Origin of the sequence: Streptomyces sp. NPDC020489, from assembly GCF_044386545.1 — a bacterium.
In the GTDB taxonomy this organism is placed as follows: Bacteria; Actinomycetota; Actinomycetes; order Streptomycetales; family Streptomycetaceae; genus Streptomyces.
The window spans coordinates 1-16264 of the sequence record NZ_JBIRUZ010000027.1; the positions used below are offsets into that span (position 1 = coordinate 1).

Genomic DNA, 16264 nt, shown 5'->3' on the forward strand with positions numbered 1-16264 from the left:
CCCGCGGAGCGGGTCCCTCCGGGCTTCGCCCGGAGCAAGCGAACGGTTGCGCTGCGCGCAACCGTTGCGCACCCGCTCCGCGAGTGCGCCAGCCGTGCCACTGCGTGGCACGGCGTCAACTCACGGGCTGCGCCCGCGAGTTGCGCGCGCAGCGCTCCGCGCCACGCGCCCGCGGCCGCGCTGCGGCCGCCCCCGCCCGAGCCCAGATCGGGGCCTCCGCTGCGCTCCAGCCCCAACAGTCCACGCCCCACAGGGAACCGTAGGGAAAAGCGGCAGCAGTGAGAGGGGAGGCGGGGGCGGGAATGAGCGCGCGGGACTGATCGGGGAATCCGGAGAGGGTGACGGAGGGTCAGAACGGCATGGAAGTGCTGGGTTGCGGGTGGACTTGAAGCCACGATCGCGTGACCTCTCGTCAGGACTTCTTTCCGGCTCGATAGGGGCAGACTAACAGGATCGTGCCACGTTCGGGGGATTTTCTCTCTTGTGGCTGCTTCATTTTGAAGCACGAGATAGACTCTGGACTCAGAGCGCACCACCCTTGGAACGCTCGGAGGCTTATCGAGATCCACTTAGGACCCTTGCGAGTGCTTCGGTGAGGCAGAGCAGCCAACCAGCCGAACCACTCCCACCGTAGCCCTCGTGGCGCTTCTACGTGCAGGTTTCCCGTTTCCCATCACTCGAACCGACCGGGCATCACCCAGGAGAAAGCAGACAGGAATGTCGACCACGAACCGCGCAGATCAGCGCGAGGCCGCCCAGCGAGAAGCCATTGACGCGGTCCTCCGTGCCCTCGAACTCCCTGCAAGATCTCTGGTGCCGGAGAGGGGTATGCGGACACAGGTGATCATGGCGACCGGGTCCGGAAAGACCCGGGTGGCGGTCCGCAGCGCGGAAGAGCTCCACGCGGGCCGTGTGCTGGTCCTCGTGCCCTCCCTGGATCTGCTCGCCCAGACCGAGGCCGCATGGCGCGAGGGCGGCCGCAGGGGCCCGATGATCGGGGTCTCCTCCCTGCGGGGTGAGGAGGTGTCCTTCCCCAACACCACGGACGTGGACGAGCTGGTGGAGTGGACGAGGGGCCTGGACAAGGTCACCGTGTACGCCACGTACGCCAGCCTCGGTCTGGGCACGCTGGAGCGGGCGCACGCCGCCGGCCTTTCGGCCTGGGACCTGATCGTGGTCGATGAGGCCCACAGGACTTCGGGCCGGATCGGCAAGCCGTGGGCGGTCGTTCACGACAACACCCGCATCCCGTCCCTGCGGCGCCTGTACATGACGGCCACGCCCCGGCTGTGGCAGCTGGACGAGGACCAGGAGCAGGGCGGTGCGCCGGGTGAGCTGGTGGCCAGCATGGAGGACGACCCGGACGGGCCGTTCGGCAGCCGGTGTTTCACCCTGACGCTGTCGGAGGCGATCGACCGGGGGATCTGTGCGCCGTACCAGGTGGTGTGCGTGGACATCACCGACACGCAGTTCCAGGCCGCGCTGCTGCTGGGCGCCGAGGGCCGGTCGGACGAGATGCGCGGGGCCCGGCTCGCCGCGCTCCAGACAGCCCTGGTGAAGGCCTCAGCCGAGGAAGCCTTCAAGCGCACGCTCGTGTTCCACCACGTCATCAAGGAGGCCGAAGCGTTCTCGGCCGGGGTCCCGGACGTCGCGGCGCAGCTGCACGCTGCCGATCCGGAGCTGTACCCGGCGACGGTGTGGGCGGACTGGCTGTGTGGCGATCACAAGGCGTTGCACCGCCGGCGCGTGCTCGGAGAGTTCTCCTCTCTGATCGACACGGACGGCACGGTGGTGGAGAAGGCGTTCCTCAGCTCGGTGAAGGTGTTGGGCGAGGGCGTTGATACCCGCAACTGCGACTCGGTGTACTTCGCGGACGTGCGCGGGTCGATGCCGGATCTGGTCCAGGCCGTGGGGCGTGCGCTGCGGATGCAGCCCGGCGAGGGCAAGATGGCGTCGCTCGTGGTGCCGGTGCTGCTGGCGCCCGGGGAGACGGCGGACAATATGCTCACGAGCCGGGCGTTCGGCGGGCTGGCGAAGCTGCTGGAGGCGCTCAGGGCGCACGACACCCGCATCGTGGAGCAGTTGGCGCAGCAGCAGGCTCCGAGTCGCTACAAGCCGGTCCAGAAGGACGCCAAGGGCAAGGAGAAGAGCGGGGGCGGGGACGGTGGGCCGTCCGCGTCGGCGAAGGCGTTGTTGAAGTTCTCCACGCCGCGTGACCCGGCCGCGCTGGCCGCGTTCATCAACCTGCGTGTCCTCAACCCCGAGCACGAGCACTGGCGGCGCGGCATCGAGGCCGCCGTGCTGTACGCGCGCGAGGTCGGCGACCTGAAGGTGCCGTTCACCTACCGTGTGCCCGCGGGTGAGGAGGCTCAGGCTGAGGGGTGGCCGGCCTCGCTGGCCAACTTCCCGCTGGGGCAGTGGATCGCGGATGCCCGCCGCTTCTACGCCCGCGGGGACATGGACGAGGACCGCGCCCAGCAGCTGGAAAAGTTGGGCATGGTGTGGTCGCACTTCGACGTCGCGTGGGAGGAGGGTCTGGCCGCCGCGCGCGGGTGGGCTGCCGAGAACGGGCACCTCCTGGCGCCGCTGGACGCCACCTACCAGGGCGCGAAGGTGGGCATCTGGCTCAAGAACGCGCGGGCCGCGGCGCGGAAGGCAATGGACATCGAGCAGCGGCGTGCCGAGGGCCTGCCGGTGGGATCGGTGGCCGGCGCGCTGTCGGAGGACCGGCGCGAGCAGCTGGAGGAGATCGACGCCTCGTGGTGCCCCACCTGGCCCGTGGAGTGGCAGCGGGCGTTCCACCTCACCCGGCTGTACCTGGACGACGGCGGTGTGCTGCCGACCGAGCCGGGTGACGTCCTGCGCCAGGGCGAGGACCTCGGGCGGTGGGTGCGTGCCCAGCGTTTGGGCTGGGACAAGCTCACCGGGGTGCAGCAGTGGATGCTGGAGCAGGTCCTCGGGATCGAGCCCGCCACCGAGGACGAGAAGCCGAAGCAGCGCCGTACCCAGGCCGACAAATGGGCCGCCAACCTGGCAGCCGCGCGGCAGTTCTACGAGCGTGAGGGCCACTTGATCGTCCCTCGCAAGCATGTCGAGACAGTGCTTTCCGAAGAGGGATGGGAACTGCAGTTCCGTCTTGGCGCCTGGATCGGCAATCAGCGCTCGCGCGCGGCGTCGCTGTCGCCGGAGCGAGTGGAGGAGCTGTCCGCGATCGGGATGCGCTGGGCGTAGGTAGCGACAGTTCGGGGTGCGGCATCTGCCTGAGGCAGATGCCGCATTCTGCTGTTGTGCAGGTGGATCCCATACTAGAGTTCTGACATGGCAAAGACGCCGCGCATGACGCTCCAGACACAACTGGTGCTGCGGACCCTGCTGGAGAGCCCTGCCGAGGCCCGTTACGGTCTGGAACTCTCCCAAGCAGCAGGCCTTCCCACCGGCACCATCCACCCGATCCTCGCCCGCCTCGAGAACACAGGCTGGCTTGAGTCCTTCTGGGAAGACCAGAACGAGATCGAGAAGACCGACCCGCCCCGGCCCCGCCGCCGCTACTACCGCTTCACCCCCAGCGGTGCCGAGTCCGCCCGACTCGCTCTCGCCGCCGCCTACCAGGGGGGCGCCACCTCTGCCCGCCTTCGCCCTGCTGATGGTCTGGGGAGTTGAGGCTGCGTTATGCACGGCGCCGACAATGAGGTCAGCGAACCGCTCACGCTCCCCTGGTTAGTGATCCGCCAGGACGACAACGGCAACCGGTACCGGGTCGGCAGGTATGCCACCCGCGACGAAGCCCAAAAGATCAGCGAAGGTCTCGATGAACGCGGCCATCGGCAGCTCTACTGGGTGGAACGCCTCGGACAAGGCCATGCAGCTCCCAGTGCCAACAGCAGTGACTCTGCGCGGGACATCGTGCGAGGTCACCCCTCGGGCATCCGACGCGGGCTCGAGCAAATACCACCCCCACCCCAGGAATCCGCTGACGCCGCCAGGGATGAACCCGCGAGCGACATGGACGACTGTGCTGACCGGCGCCTACAACGGGCACGGCCTCTGTTCGAAGCACTCTCCCGTCTCCTGCCCGCGAACGCCCGTGACCGCTGGCCCGAAGAGTGGATGGCAGAGTGGGTCGACCTCGGCAAACAGCCTCTGCGTACCCGGGTGGCCTGGCTGCTGCGGGTCACACTGCGCAGTGGACTGTACTTCGCCTGGTCCCTTCGCCTGGCGGCGCGACGGCAGCGTGTCCAATGAGGCCCCAGGTGGCAGGAGCCGTCGCAGACAACCCGCCGCTTCCCCGTCAGGACAACACGGCTGATCACAAGGGGATGGCCACCTGTACGCGTCTAGAAGGGCGGTTCGTCGGAGTAGCCGCCCTTGGCTGGAGTAGTCGGGGCCGGCGTGGGCGTGGTGGCCCACGGATCATCCTGCGTGGGCTGGGTACGAGGGGCGCCCCACCCCGAGTTGGATCGCGCCGGCGGGACAGGAGCCGGGGTGTTTTCCGGTTCGACGCCATCAATGTCGTCGTTCAACAACTGGCGCAGGCGCTCCCTGCAGGTGGTCGGATCCCCATCGTCGTTCCAGTCGGACGACTCCGACCAGCGCCTGCGGTCAGGGTCCTGACCACCGATCTCGCACAGGGCCCGCAGGACCGCGTCGACTCGCTCCCACGTGCTGATCGTCTGCCCCTTGAGGAGCCGACGGATGGTCTCCCGGCTTACAGGAAGCGGATCCTGCATAGAGCTGGTCTTCGCTGCGATGCGGGCGGGTGTAGGACGCCCTGCTTCCTTGAAGTGGATGAACAGCTCGGCGACAAAGTCCCGCCTGGTCCCATCAGGCAGGTCGGCTTTGCTGGGCATCCGCAGCATCTGAGGCATCCGCCAACTCTTGCACTCTTCAACTCAGTTCGACACGTGATTCCTCACGAATGCTTGGCATGACACCCCAGGTGAGCCCGGGATTGCGCATGTTGGGGTCACAAAGACCTGGGTAGAGCCGCATTGGCGTCTCGTTGACACAGATGGACTTCTTTCGACAATCCACTGTTTCCGCTGGTCAGAGCGGGTTTCGAGGTGCTTTTGTTTGTTCTCGTCCACCCCACGAGACCTCAAAAATCTCAATCGGTGGACAACGGCACGGTTGTCGCCGGAAACGGCGACGGCCCCCTGGTGGGCAGGGAGCCGTCTGCAGAAGACCGAACATCCCCGACGAAGGAGAAGCTCATGTCCAAGCCCGAGCGTAAGGGCAACAGCCCGGACCCGGAACCCCTCCCGACGCTGGATGGCGGATCATCGGGGACCCGGTGGGCCAAGCGCGCCCGGCGGCTCCGCAATGAGGCCGGCCTGCATCTGGTCCGAGGGGCCGCCACCGCGGTCGGCGGTGCCGTCGTCGCGTACGGCGGCCTCTGGATCCAGTCGCGCTGACAGCGGACGGATCCACCGGAGTGTGGCCGACGGCAGCCTGTGCGGTCGTCGGCCCGCTACGGGCAATCCTCGTGAGCGGGCGCCACCCGTGTGGGTGATGACAGGCGGGCGGTTCGGCGAGACGCTCAGCAGAAAGTCGAGAACACCACAGACCACTTCAGGGCCCGGTCGCGCTGCGCGGCCGGGCTCGCGCCGTGCGGCGGCGCGGCTGTACCGCAACGGTCGCGCCGCCCGGGCCGCCTGCTGGCAGTGCGGGAGTACGCCAGCAGGCGGCTGGTGTCCGTCGGGCGCCAGCTCGTCACCGAGGCGCGCCTGCGCTGGCCGGTGGCAGGCAGTCGGCCGGTGCGGCCGGGCTGATCGGCTGGCGCAGGTCCAGGTAGCAGCGCAGCCGTACTCCGGGCTCGCCGGCGTCCCGCGTCGTGTGCTGTGCGGGCGACGTCGCCCACCGATCGGCGAGCAGCTGTTGGAAGGCCAGGGCGGTGGTGTCGTCGGCGGCGGCGACGTCGATGACGACCAGGCCCGGCTCACGCACGTGTGCCTCGTTGATCGGGTCCATGTACGGCACTACGCCCGGGCGGCCGGGGAGGGTTCCGCCGCGGCGGTGTCTTCACCCGACCGAGTGGCGGGCTGTCAGGGGCTGTCGCCGCCCCAGTCCCAGCGGGCCGGGTCGCCGGGGCGCGGGTCGTACAGCGCCCGGCCGCCGGGGCCGAACTGCCCGAGTTCCGTGAGGAGGGAGACACCGTCGTCGATCTCCTCCGGCCTCCAGCCGGTGATGTCGAGCAGCAGTCCGTCCAGGGGTCCGCCCACGAGTTCGGCGTAGCTGCGTCCCGGCTTCGGGCCCGGGTGGTCGTGGTCGGCTCCGTAGATCCGGCCGCGCAGCAGCTGCTCATCGTCGCTGTCCATGCCCTCCAGCCTCGCAGCCGCCACCGACAACGAGGGCTTGCCCAGACGGCCCTGGGCAAGCCCTCGCGCTGCCAGAAGTGGCTTGCCCGGGTCAGCCGCGCCAGCGTCCGAGCCAGCCGCCGACCTTCGAGTCCTGTGCCTCTTCCGCCTCTCGGCGCTCCTGCTCCTGGCGCTCACGTTCGGCCTGTTCCACCTGCCGCTCCGCCTCGAGCACGCGCGCCTTGCAGTCGTCGCACAGGTGCGGGTGACTATCCCCGCGGCCCCAGTCGACCGCGATGCTGGCCTTCCACCGGTCGTCAGTGAACTTGGTCCCGCAGTCCGCGCACACCGGACGCTGAGCCTCGCGTTCGGCGGCTTCCTGCGCGAGACGACGCCGCCCCTCTTCGGCACGGCGGGCGAGGGCGGCGTCCCGGCGAGGGTTGCCGATCGCATCCCAGAGGTTCTGGTCGACGTCGCGGCCGAAGCGCCGGAACCCGGGCCCGGCCGGGCCGTGCTCGCGCAGCAGCTCCAGCGTGGTCGCCACGATCGGCATCTTCCCGTTGTAGATGCGGAAGCCGCCTTCGGCCCACTGGCCCTGCCAGTGCTCGCGGGTGAGTTCGGCGACCCGCTCCATCTGCGTCCGCGCGGTCCGCTTGCCGACCTGGTGGAAGACGAGCAGGACCGGCGGGTGCGTGGCGTCGCCCCACTGGGGAGCGGGAGCGGACCAGCGGGTGCGCCACATCGGCTTGTCCTTGCCGTCGGTGTCTTTCACCTTCCGGTGGAAGTGGCGCATGTACTTGTCGAACTTGGCCGCGATGATCGGGGCTTCTTCGGTGCAGTTGTCGGCCTCGATGAACAACAGCGGCAGCCCGGCCTCCGGGGCGGTGAGGACGATGTCGGCCCACGCACAGCCCACGCCGGGGTTCCTCCAGGTGCCGGTCGCCGGGAGAGCGACCTCGGTGGCGTAGGAGGTGATGCTGCCGATTCCGTCGGGGGCGTCGACCCAGGCCTGTGAAGCCGCGACGGCTTCGGCCGGCTCACCGGCCACCAGGGCGAGGTCGGGCTTCGGGCGGATCATCGCGATGACCGTCTCGTTGACCGTCATCGCGTGCGAGGCGCCCGAGCGGCCCGCGCTCTTGGGCATGCCGCCCATCTCCTCCGGCCCCCGGTCCAACTCGAGGCCGGCGGCAGCCAGCCCGTCCTTGGTGAGCAGACGTACCTCCTCCCCGCCTCGGGTGCGGCCGCCGTCGACGGACAGGCCGTGCCGTCGCAGATCGTTGAGCGCGCCGCGATGGGAGGCGGTGCGCGCCTCCTTCCGCTTGGCCGCCGTGTCCTTCGTGGTGTGCCGGTACGTCAGGTGCGGTGAGGACAGCCGTTGGATCTGGTCCGCCGTCGCGGCCTTGAGCACCCCGAGCGCGCGCAGCGCATCGGCGCGGTGCCCGGTCGACGATCCCGCCTCGTTCTCCTTGCGCTTCGCCATCAGCCCCGCCCTCCCGTCGTCCGCGTCCGGCCACCGGCCGGGCGCCGGCCCCCGGCCGCAGAGGGCACCAGGTGCGCCCTGAACCCGATGATCGCCTCCACCACTGACACCCCACCCCCACCTATTTCCCAGGGCTTGGTCAGTGAGAGGAGGAGAGAAGAGGGTTGTGACGACGCGCTGTGGCATCGAAAAGCCGTGGTGGCCAGGGGAAATGCGGTCCGCGCTCGTGCCGGGCACGGAAGTGGGTACGGCAGTGGGATCGCAAGCGCCGGCGGCAGGAGACCGCGGCGGCTTGCCCGGCCGACCAGTCCTGTCGACGCGGCTCGGGCGTCGGCGGTGCGGTCAGGGTACGGCGGGCGCATGTGTCGGGTCATCATCAGCGGTCTCTCCCTTGCATCGTGGCGTCCCCCACCGGCCCTGTGACGGCCGGTGGCACGCCCGCGCGAGGGAGAGCCGCCCCGATGGCTCGGTGGCCGCTGCATGCCCCTCCTGCGGGCGCGTGGCGGCCATCGTGAACATCCACCCCTTGTCCGCGACCTGACGGCGGCCGGTAGCGAAGTCGGTCAAGGAGAAACGTGCGCTCCTGGCGGCCCGCGCCGAATCGGACAAGGGGTCCATGGTCGGACCGACCACGACTCGACAAGGGGTCATGGTCGGCCCGACCACACTCGACAAGGGGGCCCGCTTCGACCCTTGACGCACCAGTTCACCCCGGTTTGGAGAGAGGGAGAGATCTCCGGCCTTTATCCACAGGGGCCCGGCGTGAGCATTCGGGTCAGTCGCCGTGATCGGCACGGCGACAGCCTGTTGAGGAGATCCAAATGCCGCACCTGGGGCAGTCCCGCACGCCGCTGACGCCCGAAGAGGTGGAGCTCGCCTTCGAGTACGTCCTGGCGATACAGGGCCAGAGCCAGCACACCGTTGCCACCATCGTCGACCGGACGGGGGCCGCTCCGGCGCCGTCCTACCTGTTGTTGCGGCTGGCTGAGGACATCATCCTGCCCGTCACGGACCTGGCGGCCGACGCCGATCCGTGCGCGGACTCCTTCGCCCTGGACGAGGTCGGGGGCGTCCTGCTGGCCACGCTGGAGGAGTGGACGCAAGAGTGCATCCCCAGCGCGATCTGGGGCCTCGCCAACACCATCATCCGGTTCACCGAGAACGTCCTGCGGCAGGAGGGCGAGGACATCGTCGACACCCTGAAGACGATGCGCACCGAGCACCTGGAGCGGGCCCGCACGGCGTAGCCCTCGGGTGGTACGCACACTCGCCGCGTTTTTCCTTGACACGGCGCTGTGTCAAGGAAAAACGCGGCGGGTGCCCATCGGGTGGATGCACAGCATCCTCCCCGTGGATGTCGCGCACTCCCGGCGAGTGGGCTCCACTCGGTGGAGTGGATGCCGAGCACGGTGGACTCCACTCCGGCCAGTGGACTCCACTCAGCGGAGTGGATGCCGGGCATCGTCGGTGCGCTCGGGTGTGCGGCATCGGCTGCACTCAGTGGCCGGGCTCCCGGCCGCGGTGCGGTCCGGGGTCCTGTGGGCGGCGCGCCTGCTGGTCGTCCTGGCGCACCGGGTGCGCGTCAGCATCGTCTGGTTCGGCGTAGCGGTCCGAGCGGGTGCGGGAGTCGTCGGCCGCCTTGGCGAACGCGTCCTGGAGGTGGCGCAGCCGCTCGGCCGTGAGGTCGAGGGCTTCCACGTCCGTGCGGGACTCCCTCAAGGCCCGCAGCGCCGTCAAGTCGATCGCCTCCCCGCGTCCGGCTCCCGGCTCCTGGTCGTCGTGCTCGGGGTCGGCTGCCAGGGGCGCGAGCAGCTGCTCGGGCATCGCCGCCTGCTGGTGCGCGACGACGTCGTACGCCCGGCCCCGCACGGCGGTGGCGGTGGTGCGCAGCTTCTCCCGAACCAACGCACCGGCGAGGACGGCCCGGTCGTAGTTCAGCTGGACGCGGGGTATCTCCCACTCCCCCGCCCTCTGGTCGGGGCGCCGGGGCGCAGCCGGCGCATCGGGATCAGCCGGGGGTCGCCGGTCCGGGTCGGGCGCGGGGGTCGGTGGGCGGCGCCGGGCGGGTAGGTCGGACAGGGCCCACCGGGCGGTGTAGAGGCGGTAGCCAGCCTCCAGGCCGCGCACGGTCTTCGGCTCGCTGATGTCCAGGCAGTGGGTGGCGATGGCGGCGGCCACGATTTGGTCGTCCAGGCCGGGGTCGCGGCGGCGGCCGCGCAGGACGAGGGCGAGGTGGCGGCGGGCTTCGGCGAGCAGGTGCCGGCGGTGGAAGCGGCCGCCGTCGTTCATCACGAACACGGTCGCGGTGACGTCGACGGCCGCCAGGGCGACGTCGACCACGGAGGTGACCCGGGCCCGGATCGCCGCGGCTGCGGCGCGGGCGTACTCGAGGAGGGAGCTGATGATGTCGACGGCCACCCCGGAGGTGAGGATCGCGCTGGTCTTCCACCAGGCGCGCAGCTGTGCGAGCGGCTGGGTCTTCTGCTTGGGCGGGCGGGTCTTGCGGGCGGCGATCCGGTTCAGCTTGGCCCGGGCCTGCTCGGAGACCACGGGCAGGAACTTCAGCTCGCCGTCGTCGTCAACGGCGGTCACATACTCGTGCTCCAGCTCTGCCAGGCAGGCGGCGATCTGGTCGCTGCGCCGGGAGGTCCAGCGGATCAGCTCGTGCGGCACCCCGGCAATCTCCATCACTGGCCGGCGCCCCGGGGTGACGATGCGCGGCTCGGTCGCCAGCCCCAGCGCCTCGCAGACCTCAGCGGCCACGAGCTCGTTGTAGAGCGCTGAGGCGGCCACGGTGTGCTCGTGCAGGGCCAGGGTGTGGATCGAGCCCCACTTCCCGTCCAGGCGCTGCCCCTTCACGGACAGCAGCAGATGGTCATGGAGCAAGGGCCGCCCGGAGCGCGCCTCGTAGTGGCGGAAGCGCGCGGCGACCAGACCGCCGGGCGGCCGCACCCGGTAGATGCCGTCCTTGCCGTACCGGATCACGGCCACCTCGTCCTCGATCCACTCCAGCACCCGCTCGATCGCGCGCTCGTGCGCGGCCTCGATCACCCGCCTGGTCTCCTCATCTCCCAGCGCCCACAACAGGTAGATCGTCGGCTGCGGCCGGAAGACGAAGTCGACCCCGGTGACCATCACCCGGCGTCCGAGGGCGCCGGCCTTGAACGCCTTCTTCGGGGAGTCGCCCCTGGCGAGCCGGTCGGCCTCGATCTGGTCTGCGTACGGGTGCCGACCCCGCTCGCCGAACAGGTTCCGCAGCTGCGCCTCGGTGACCTCCTCACCCGGCGTCAGTCCGAGCGCGGCCAGGCCGCGGCCCATCCATCGCCCGGCCGGGACGCCGGCTTGCTCCTGGGCGGCGCGCAGCGGCGTGCGTGCGGGGCGGCAGCCGTCGCCGACAACGGTCTGGCGCAGGTAGTAGCGGTACATCTGACCGGCCCGGATGACCCTGATATCAACTGTCATACAGACCACGCCACACGGCTCTGACCTGCGAGAAAAGGCCGATCAGCGGTACGTCCCGCCAGGCGGGAGCAGCGGCCGAACTTTCTTCTCAGGCGCCCGTCAGGCGGGACGCGGCCCCGGGCCGGAAGCGAATGTCATCGCTCTCCGGCAGCCCACACATCACGACCCGGACGACACCAACACGCACCACTGAGCAGTACCGAGCACCAAGGACGCCACCACCAACGAGCACCGCCTACAGCAGCCCCCGGCACCCGCCGGGGGCTTCGTCGTGCTGCCCGGAGGAGACCACCGTGCCCACCTTCGAGACCCTCCCCCGCTTCACCGCCGACCTCCAGCACCTCACCCCCGCCCAGCGCCGGCGCTTCCGCCGCGTCGTCCTGGACGCGTTCGTGCCCGACCTGCGTCCCGGCCGCCAGTTCCGCCCCGGGTTACGGATCAAGGGAGTGCGCTGCGCCCCGGGCGTCTACGAACTCACCTGGGCGCCGGACGGACGCGCGACGTGGTCGTACGGCCGGGAGGTAGTCGCCGGGGCCCGTCACATCGTGTGGCACCGGATCGGATCCCACAGCATCCTGGACCGGCCCCTGACCGAAGGCCATCTTGCGGGCGCGGGTCGCCGGTTGGTTGGCTGATCGTCCCGATGACCAGGAGGGGACACAGCGTGGCAGCAACCGAGGCCGTGACCGAGTCGGAGCACCTGAAGAGTCTGATCATCAGCACCGCGTCGGCACTGTGGGAGGACAAGGACGCGCTGGGCAAGTTCCTCGACGTCGTCCGGCGCAGCGAGACGTTCGCCCCGCTCGCCGACAGCATGGAGGAGTCCAAGGCCCGCCCCGCGAAGCCGTCGTTCTACGGCGTGAAGAGCAGAGAGTTCCAGGAGTAGCCGCGCGGGCGTGAACGCCGGAGGGCCGGTTTCCCAGGTGCGGGAAACCGGCCCTCCGTTTGCGTGCGCGGTCTGTTCAGGTCGTTCGGGGAAGGTGAGCGCTGGCCCTGGCTGCGGCCTTCTCCGCGGTCGTCTTGGCTGAGGCCAGGATCTTCGCCGTCTCCTCCGGAGACTCTTCGAGGGCCTTCTTGATGTGGGCCGGGGCGAGCGCGCGGTGCGCGGAATCCAGCTGCGACACAGCCCCACGGAGGGCATCCAGTGCTGGGCTCTGGCTGGCGTTGTCTGCCTGCCCCTGCTGGCCGTCCTGGCTGCTCGTGGATCCGGTGGTCTGGGACTGGGCGGCTGCGAGCTCCCGGGCCAGGGCCGTCAGCTCTTCCTGTGTCAGCTCCTTCTCCTCCTTGCGGGGGAGCTGCTGCACGATGCCGGTGATCGCCTTGACGGTGGTCTTCCCGGTGGCGTCCCTGATGGTCTCGTGGACGGCGACCGAGGCTTCAGCGCCGTAGTCCTTGGTGATCGGGTTGAGGGCGCCGGCTGCCTTCTTCCCGATGCTCGGGATGTCTGCACGTGCAGACACATCGTTCGAATTCTCTTCGAACGCTTTGTCTGCACGTGCAGACAGAAGCTCGCCGATCGCGTACGAGGTCATCTCTTCATAGGCCAGGGGGCGGGACTTCTTGAAGACGTCCCGGGCGAAGTCCTCGAAGTTGGCATGCGTCTTGCGGTACAGACGACGGTTGCTGATGTTGGCCATGGCCTTGCCCATGACCCACCAGGCGTCCTCGAACTGCTGGACGCCGCGCATGCAGAGCGCGAGGATCTGCTCCTCTTCCTCACTGAGGTCCCCCGCCGCGTCCGGTGTCGCAATGGGTTCCGGCAAGTCGGCGAGAGTCAGCATCTTCTCCGGCCGGCCCTGGGCGAAGGGGAGGGGAGCCGAACCGGACCCTGTGCCAGAGGGCGCTGCGGGGAGGGTTCCCTGCTGGCCGGGAACCGCGACCTTGCCCGCGGCCTTGCGTGCCTGGCGGTCCTTGAAGGGGTTGGGCTTGGTCACGGCAGCAGGCCCCGCTCTTCCATCTCGGTGACCAGTTCGTCGAACACCGACCCCTTGGCCTGGATGTCGCTGCCTTCGTGGGTACGCATGTACTTCACGACGGACGGGACCACCGTGGTGAACACGTTGTAGCCCTCGTCCACCAGGTACTCCCGGACCTGCTTGATCTCGCTCACGCCGGTCGGTGCCTTGCACAGCAGGATCCAGGTAGCCGGCGGCGTGCTGTCCACCCGGAGCGGCGCAACGTCGTCGATGAACTCCTTGGTCGGGAGCTCTTCCATCCGTTCGACATCGTTCATCGACGGCGGGAGGTTGATGACGGCCAGGTCTGCGAGGCGCAGCACGGACGCCCCGACCGCCTTGTGGTCCTCGAGGTGTCCGACGTCCACGACTCCGATGCCGTCCTCGAACCCGCCCGGGGTCATCTGCGGGACGTTGAGATGGAAGGCCGGGGTTGCCGCCTGCTGGACGACGAACGGGTACGAGCCGTTGGCCTGCCAGCGGCTGAACTGCCGGGAGTCGTCCGCGTCGAAGCCGATCACCTTGCGTCCGCGCTCGTGCAGGGCGTGGCACATCCACGCGGAATTCGTGGTCTTGCCCGTACTGCGAGGGCTGACATTGGCGATGTAGAACATGGCGTGAGGGTACCGACCCGGCACCCATCCCGAGCACCACTGACCGGCACGGATTGCCTCAGAAGCTCCTTGGAACGCAAAAAAGCGGCCCCCACCGCCCGGACCGAGGTCCGGAAGGCGAGGGCCGCTCACACGGACGAGCGAAGCAGTTCTGCCAGGCTCAAGGACTCAGGTCGATGTCGGGTGGGAGGTCGCGCCCGGCGAGGGCGTGGGTGAGGAGTCGGTAGGGCTCGGTCCACGCGCCGTGGATTCGGGTCCTGGCGCAGTGGAGCGTGCCGGTGAGAGTGGTCTCGGTGTCGGGGTGGATGAGAACCAGGGCGACGGGGTCGGCGTCCGGCTGCTGCCCTTCGGCGGGACGTCCGCGCTCCAGGCCGCGACCGTCGCGGCTGACGCGTACGGCGATGTCGCCGGTGCCGGTCCAGGGGGCCGGTCTCTTCCTGGCGGCCAGCAGCGCGGTGAACTCCGCAACGGCCTTCTGGTCGCCGGGGTGGAGAGGGCCGGTGCCGTGGCTGCAGCGTCGGTACCGGGCGGTCACGCGGCGTTGGAGGCCGGGACGGCCTTGTGGGTGTCGCGGTGCGCGGACTGGGCGGGCTCAGCGAGGACGCGCAGGCCGTGCGGTTCGCCGACCTTGCCGTGCTCGCTGCACATCACCTGGTAGTTCGCGCGTCCGGTGCAGCCGGATTCCGGGTCGCGGGGCTTTCCGGACGGCTTGATCTTGTGCTCGCAGACGGTGCCGTCACGGTGCTGGGGGTCGATCCAGATACGGATGCGGGCCATGGTGAGCCTTCCTGCTCGGGTGGTGGGGAACGGAAGGGCGCCGCGCCCGCTGTGGGCGGGCGCGGCGCGTGGACGGGGCAGGGTCAGCCGGTGAGCCGGATCGGCATGAGGAGGTAGCGCAGCGCCTGGTCGTCGCTGCCGGCGCCGCGCATGACGGCGGGCTTGGTGGCAGAGACGAACTGGAACTGGACGGACTCAGCGTTCAGGGCGTTGAGGCCGTCGATGAGGAAGGTGGGGTTGAAGGCGATGCTCAGTTCGTCGCCGTCGAGGTTGACGTCGACGTTGTCGACGGCCTGGGCGTCGTCGCTGGTGCCGCCCTCCAGGACGAGGGGGCCGTCGGCGGAGAACGTGAGCTTGATCGGGGATTCCTTCTTGGTGGAGACCAGGGCGACGCGCTGGGCGGCGGCCTTGAGGGCGGCGATCTCCACGGTGGCGCTGGCCGCGAACTCGGTGGGGAAGAGGGACTCGTACTTGGGGAGTTCGCCTTCCAGGGCTCGGATGGTGGTGGTGTGGTTCTCGCTGCGCACGACGAACAGGCCCGAGCTGCCGGTGGGCAGGGCGAGGTCGACGGTGGTGTCGTCGGCGGTGGCCTTGGTGGCGTCGGTGAGGGCCTTGGCGGGGATCACGGCGGTGCCGTCGGGCAGGTCGGCGTCCTTCCACGCCAGGGTGCGGACGGCGAACCGGTAGCGGTCGGTGGCGTAGAGGGTGAGGGTGCCGGTCTTGCTGTCGTGGCGCAGGCCGATGCCGGTGAGGACGGGCAGGGCCTCGTCCTTGCTGACCGCGGACGCGACTTGGGCGACGGCTTCGGCGAGGGCGGGCCCGGCGAGGGTGCCGGCGGTGGCGCCCGGGTCGGGCAGGGCCGGGTATTCCTCGAGGGGCAGGGTCGGCAGGGTGAAGCGGGCGGCCCCGGCGCGCAGCAGCATGCGGGCGCCGGTGAGTTCGAGGTGTACGTCGCCGCGGACGGTGCCGATGATGTCGGACAGCAGCCGTCCGGAGATCAGGGCGCGGCCGTTCTCAGTGACGGTGGCGGGGCAGCTGGTGTCCGCGCTGACCTCGTAGTCGAAGGCGCTGACGCGCAGCCGGTCGTCGGTGGCGTCCAGGAGGAGGCCGGCGAGGACGGGGATCGGCGGGCGGGCGGGGAGGCTGCGGGCGGCGTAGCCGACGGCGGCGGCGAGGTGGGACTGTTCGACGGTGAGCTTCACGGGCGGGTCCCTTCGAGGGGTTCGGGGAGGTCCAGGAGGAGCTGTTCGGTGGCGGGGGCCGGGACGGTGGGCAGGGTCTGCGGCCGGGTGGGCGGCATGACCGGGGTGGCGGCCGCGCCGATGTCGACGGCGAGCTGGCCGGCGTCGGCGAGGGCCCGGGCGCGGGTCTGGGCGCGGGTGACGGCGTGGTGTCCGGCGTCGTAATGCAGGTGGCAGCCCTGGCACATCGCGCGCAGGTTCGCGGGGTCCACGTTCTCGGGGGTGTGATCGAGGTGGGCGGTGGTGAGGATGACGACGCTGCCGGTGCCGTATGCCTCGCCTTCGTGGACGTTGGGGCAGCGGCCGGGGTGGGTGCCCCGGCCGCATTCGCCCTCGCACTCGCACCGCCACCCGGCCCGTTCCTTGATGGCCAGGCTGATCTCTGGCCAGTCGGGCGGGTAGCGGAGGATGTTCTCGGGCCGGATCGGCACGGCGTCTCCGG

17 protein-coding genes and 1 pseudogene are annotated in these 16264 nt (G+C 70.0%); 7 read left to right on the plus strand and 11 right to left on the minus strand.

What is annotated here, in order from left to right; all coding sequences use genetic code 11:
- Window positions 1-717: 717 nt before the first annotated feature.
- The 3 genes and pseudogenes from ACH41F_RS40825 to ACH41F_RS40835 form a co-directional block, all read left to right on the plus strand.
- Window positions 718-3231 (plus strand): Helicase associated domain protein, encoded by a 2514-nt coding sequence (locus ACH41F_RS40825; protein WP_391244098.1) that lies wholly within the window; start codon window positions 718-720, stop codon window positions 3229-3231.
- A gap of 87 nt (window positions 3232-3318) precedes the next feature.
- Window positions 3319-3660, plus strand: a complete 342-nt coding sequence (locus ACH41F_RS40830; RefSeq protein WP_391244095.1) for a helix-turn-helix transcriptional regulator — start codon at window positions 3319-3321, stop codon at window positions 3658-3660.
- Between the two features lie 9 nt (window positions 3661-3669).
- Window positions 3670-3855: pseudogene (locus ACH41F_RS40835) on the plus strand (SPOR domain-containing protein); the annotation flags it as partial.
- Between the two features lie 479 nt (window positions 3856-4334).
- On the opposite strand, the gene ACH41F_RS40840 reads toward ACH41F_RS40835, so the two are convergent.
- Window positions 4335-4865: a hypothetical protein gene (locus ACH41F_RS40840; protein WP_391244093.1), complete on the minus strand. Its 531-nt coding sequence runs from the start codon at window positions 4863-4865 to the stop codon at window positions 4335-4337.
- A 345-nt stretch (window positions 4866-5210) separates the two neighbouring features.
- On the opposite strand from ACH41F_RS40840, the gene ACH41F_RS40845 reads away from it, so the two are divergent.
- Window positions 5211-5411: a hypothetical protein gene (locus ACH41F_RS40845; RefSeq protein WP_391244090.1), complete on the plus strand. Its 201-nt coding sequence runs from the start codon at window positions 5211-5213 to the stop codon at window positions 5409-5411.
- A gap of 298 nt (window positions 5412-5709) precedes the next feature.
- Here the strand turns inward: ACH41F_RS40845 and ACH41F_RS40850 are convergent, their stop codons facing one another.
- From ACH41F_RS40850 to ACH41F_RS40860, 3 genes are all read right to left on the minus strand, one after another.
- Window positions 5710-5967, minus strand: a complete 258-nt coding sequence (locus tag ACH41F_RS40850) for a DUF6207 family protein (RefSeq protein ID WP_391244087.1) — start codon at window positions 5965-5967, stop codon at window positions 5710-5712.
- 74 nt (window positions 5968-6041) lie between these two features.
- The gene (locus tag ACH41F_RS40855) at window positions 6042-6314 is read right to left on the minus strand and encodes a hypothetical protein (RefSeq protein WP_060886185.1); all 273 of its coding nucleotides are present in this window, start codon (window positions 6312-6314) and stop codon (window positions 6042-6044) included.
- Between the two features lie 91 nt (window positions 6315-6405).
- Window positions 6406-7773, minus strand: a complete 1368-nt coding sequence (locus ACH41F_RS40860; RefSeq protein WP_391244083.1) for a replication-relaxation family protein — start codon at window positions 7771-7773, stop codon at window positions 6406-6408.
- An 821-nt stretch (window positions 7774-8594) separates the two neighbouring features.
- Here ACH41F_RS40860 and ACH41F_RS40865 point away from each other — a divergent pair.
- Complete coding sequence (locus ACH41F_RS40865; RefSeq protein ID WP_391244081.1) at window positions 8595-9020, plus strand: hypothetical protein; 426 nt, start codon at window positions 8595-8597, stop codon at window positions 9018-9020.
- Between the two features lie 250 nt (window positions 9021-9270).
- On the opposite strand, the gene mobF is transcribed toward ACH41F_RS40865, so the two are convergent.
- Window positions 9271-11235 carry a MobF family relaxase gene (mobF, locus tag ACH41F_RS40870; RefSeq protein ID WP_391244077.1) on the minus strand — a complete coding sequence of 655 codons (1965 nt, stop codon included), beginning with the start codon at window positions 11233-11235 and terminating at the stop codon, window positions 9271-9273.
- Between the two features lie 293 nt (window positions 11236-11528).
- Between mobF and ACH41F_RS40875 the strand changes: the two genes are divergently transcribed.
- On the plus strand, window positions 11529-11870 hold the full coding sequence (locus ACH41F_RS40875; protein ID WP_391244075.1) for a hypothetical protein: 342 nt from the start codon (window positions 11529-11531) through the stop codon (window positions 11868-11870).
- A gap of 29 nt (window positions 11871-11899) precedes the next feature.
- The gene (locus ACH41F_RS40880) at window positions 11900-12121 is read left to right on the plus strand and encodes a hypothetical protein (RefSeq protein WP_075694119.1); all 222 of its coding nucleotides are present in this window, start codon (window positions 11900-11902) and stop codon (window positions 12119-12121) included.
- A 76-nt stretch (window positions 12122-12197) separates the two neighbouring features.
- On the opposite strand, the gene ACH41F_RS40885 is transcribed toward ACH41F_RS40880, so the two are convergent.
- From ACH41F_RS40885 to ACH41F_RS40910, 6 genes are all read right to left on the minus strand, one after another.
- Window positions 12198-13169, minus strand: a complete 972-nt coding sequence (locus ACH41F_RS40885; protein WP_391244073.1) for a hypothetical protein — start codon at window positions 13167-13169, stop codon at window positions 12198-12200.
- A complete protein-coding gene (locus ACH41F_RS40890) occupies window positions 13166-13804 on the minus strand; it encodes a plasmid partition protein (protein ID WP_391244071.1) in 639 nt (212 codons plus the stop codon). The genes ACH41F_RS40885 and ACH41F_RS40890 overlap by 4 nt, the downstream gene beginning before the upstream one ends.
- Before the next feature lie 160 nt (window positions 13805-13964).
- Complete coding sequence (locus tag ACH41F_RS40895; RefSeq protein ID WP_391244068.1) at window positions 13965-14339, minus strand: hypothetical protein; 375 nt, start codon at window positions 14337-14339, stop codon at window positions 13965-13967.
- Window positions 14336-14581, minus strand: a complete 246-nt coding sequence (locus ACH41F_RS40900; RefSeq protein WP_391244065.1) for a hypothetical protein — start codon at window positions 14579-14581, stop codon at window positions 14336-14338. The genes ACH41F_RS40895 and ACH41F_RS40900 overlap by 4 nt, the downstream gene beginning before the upstream one ends.
- A gap of 83 nt (window positions 14582-14664) precedes the next feature.
- A complete protein-coding gene (gene dnaN / locus ACH41F_RS40905) occupies window positions 14665-15783 on the minus strand; it encodes a DNA polymerase III subunit beta (protein WP_391244062.1) in 1119 nt (372 codons plus the stop codon).
- Window positions 15780-16253, minus strand: a complete 474-nt coding sequence (locus ACH41F_RS40910) for a hypothetical protein (RefSeq protein ID WP_391244059.1) — start codon at window positions 16251-16253, stop codon at window positions 15780-15782. The genes dnaN and ACH41F_RS40910 overlap by 4 nt, the downstream gene beginning before the upstream one ends.
- Window positions 16254-16264: the final 11 nt, after the last annotated feature.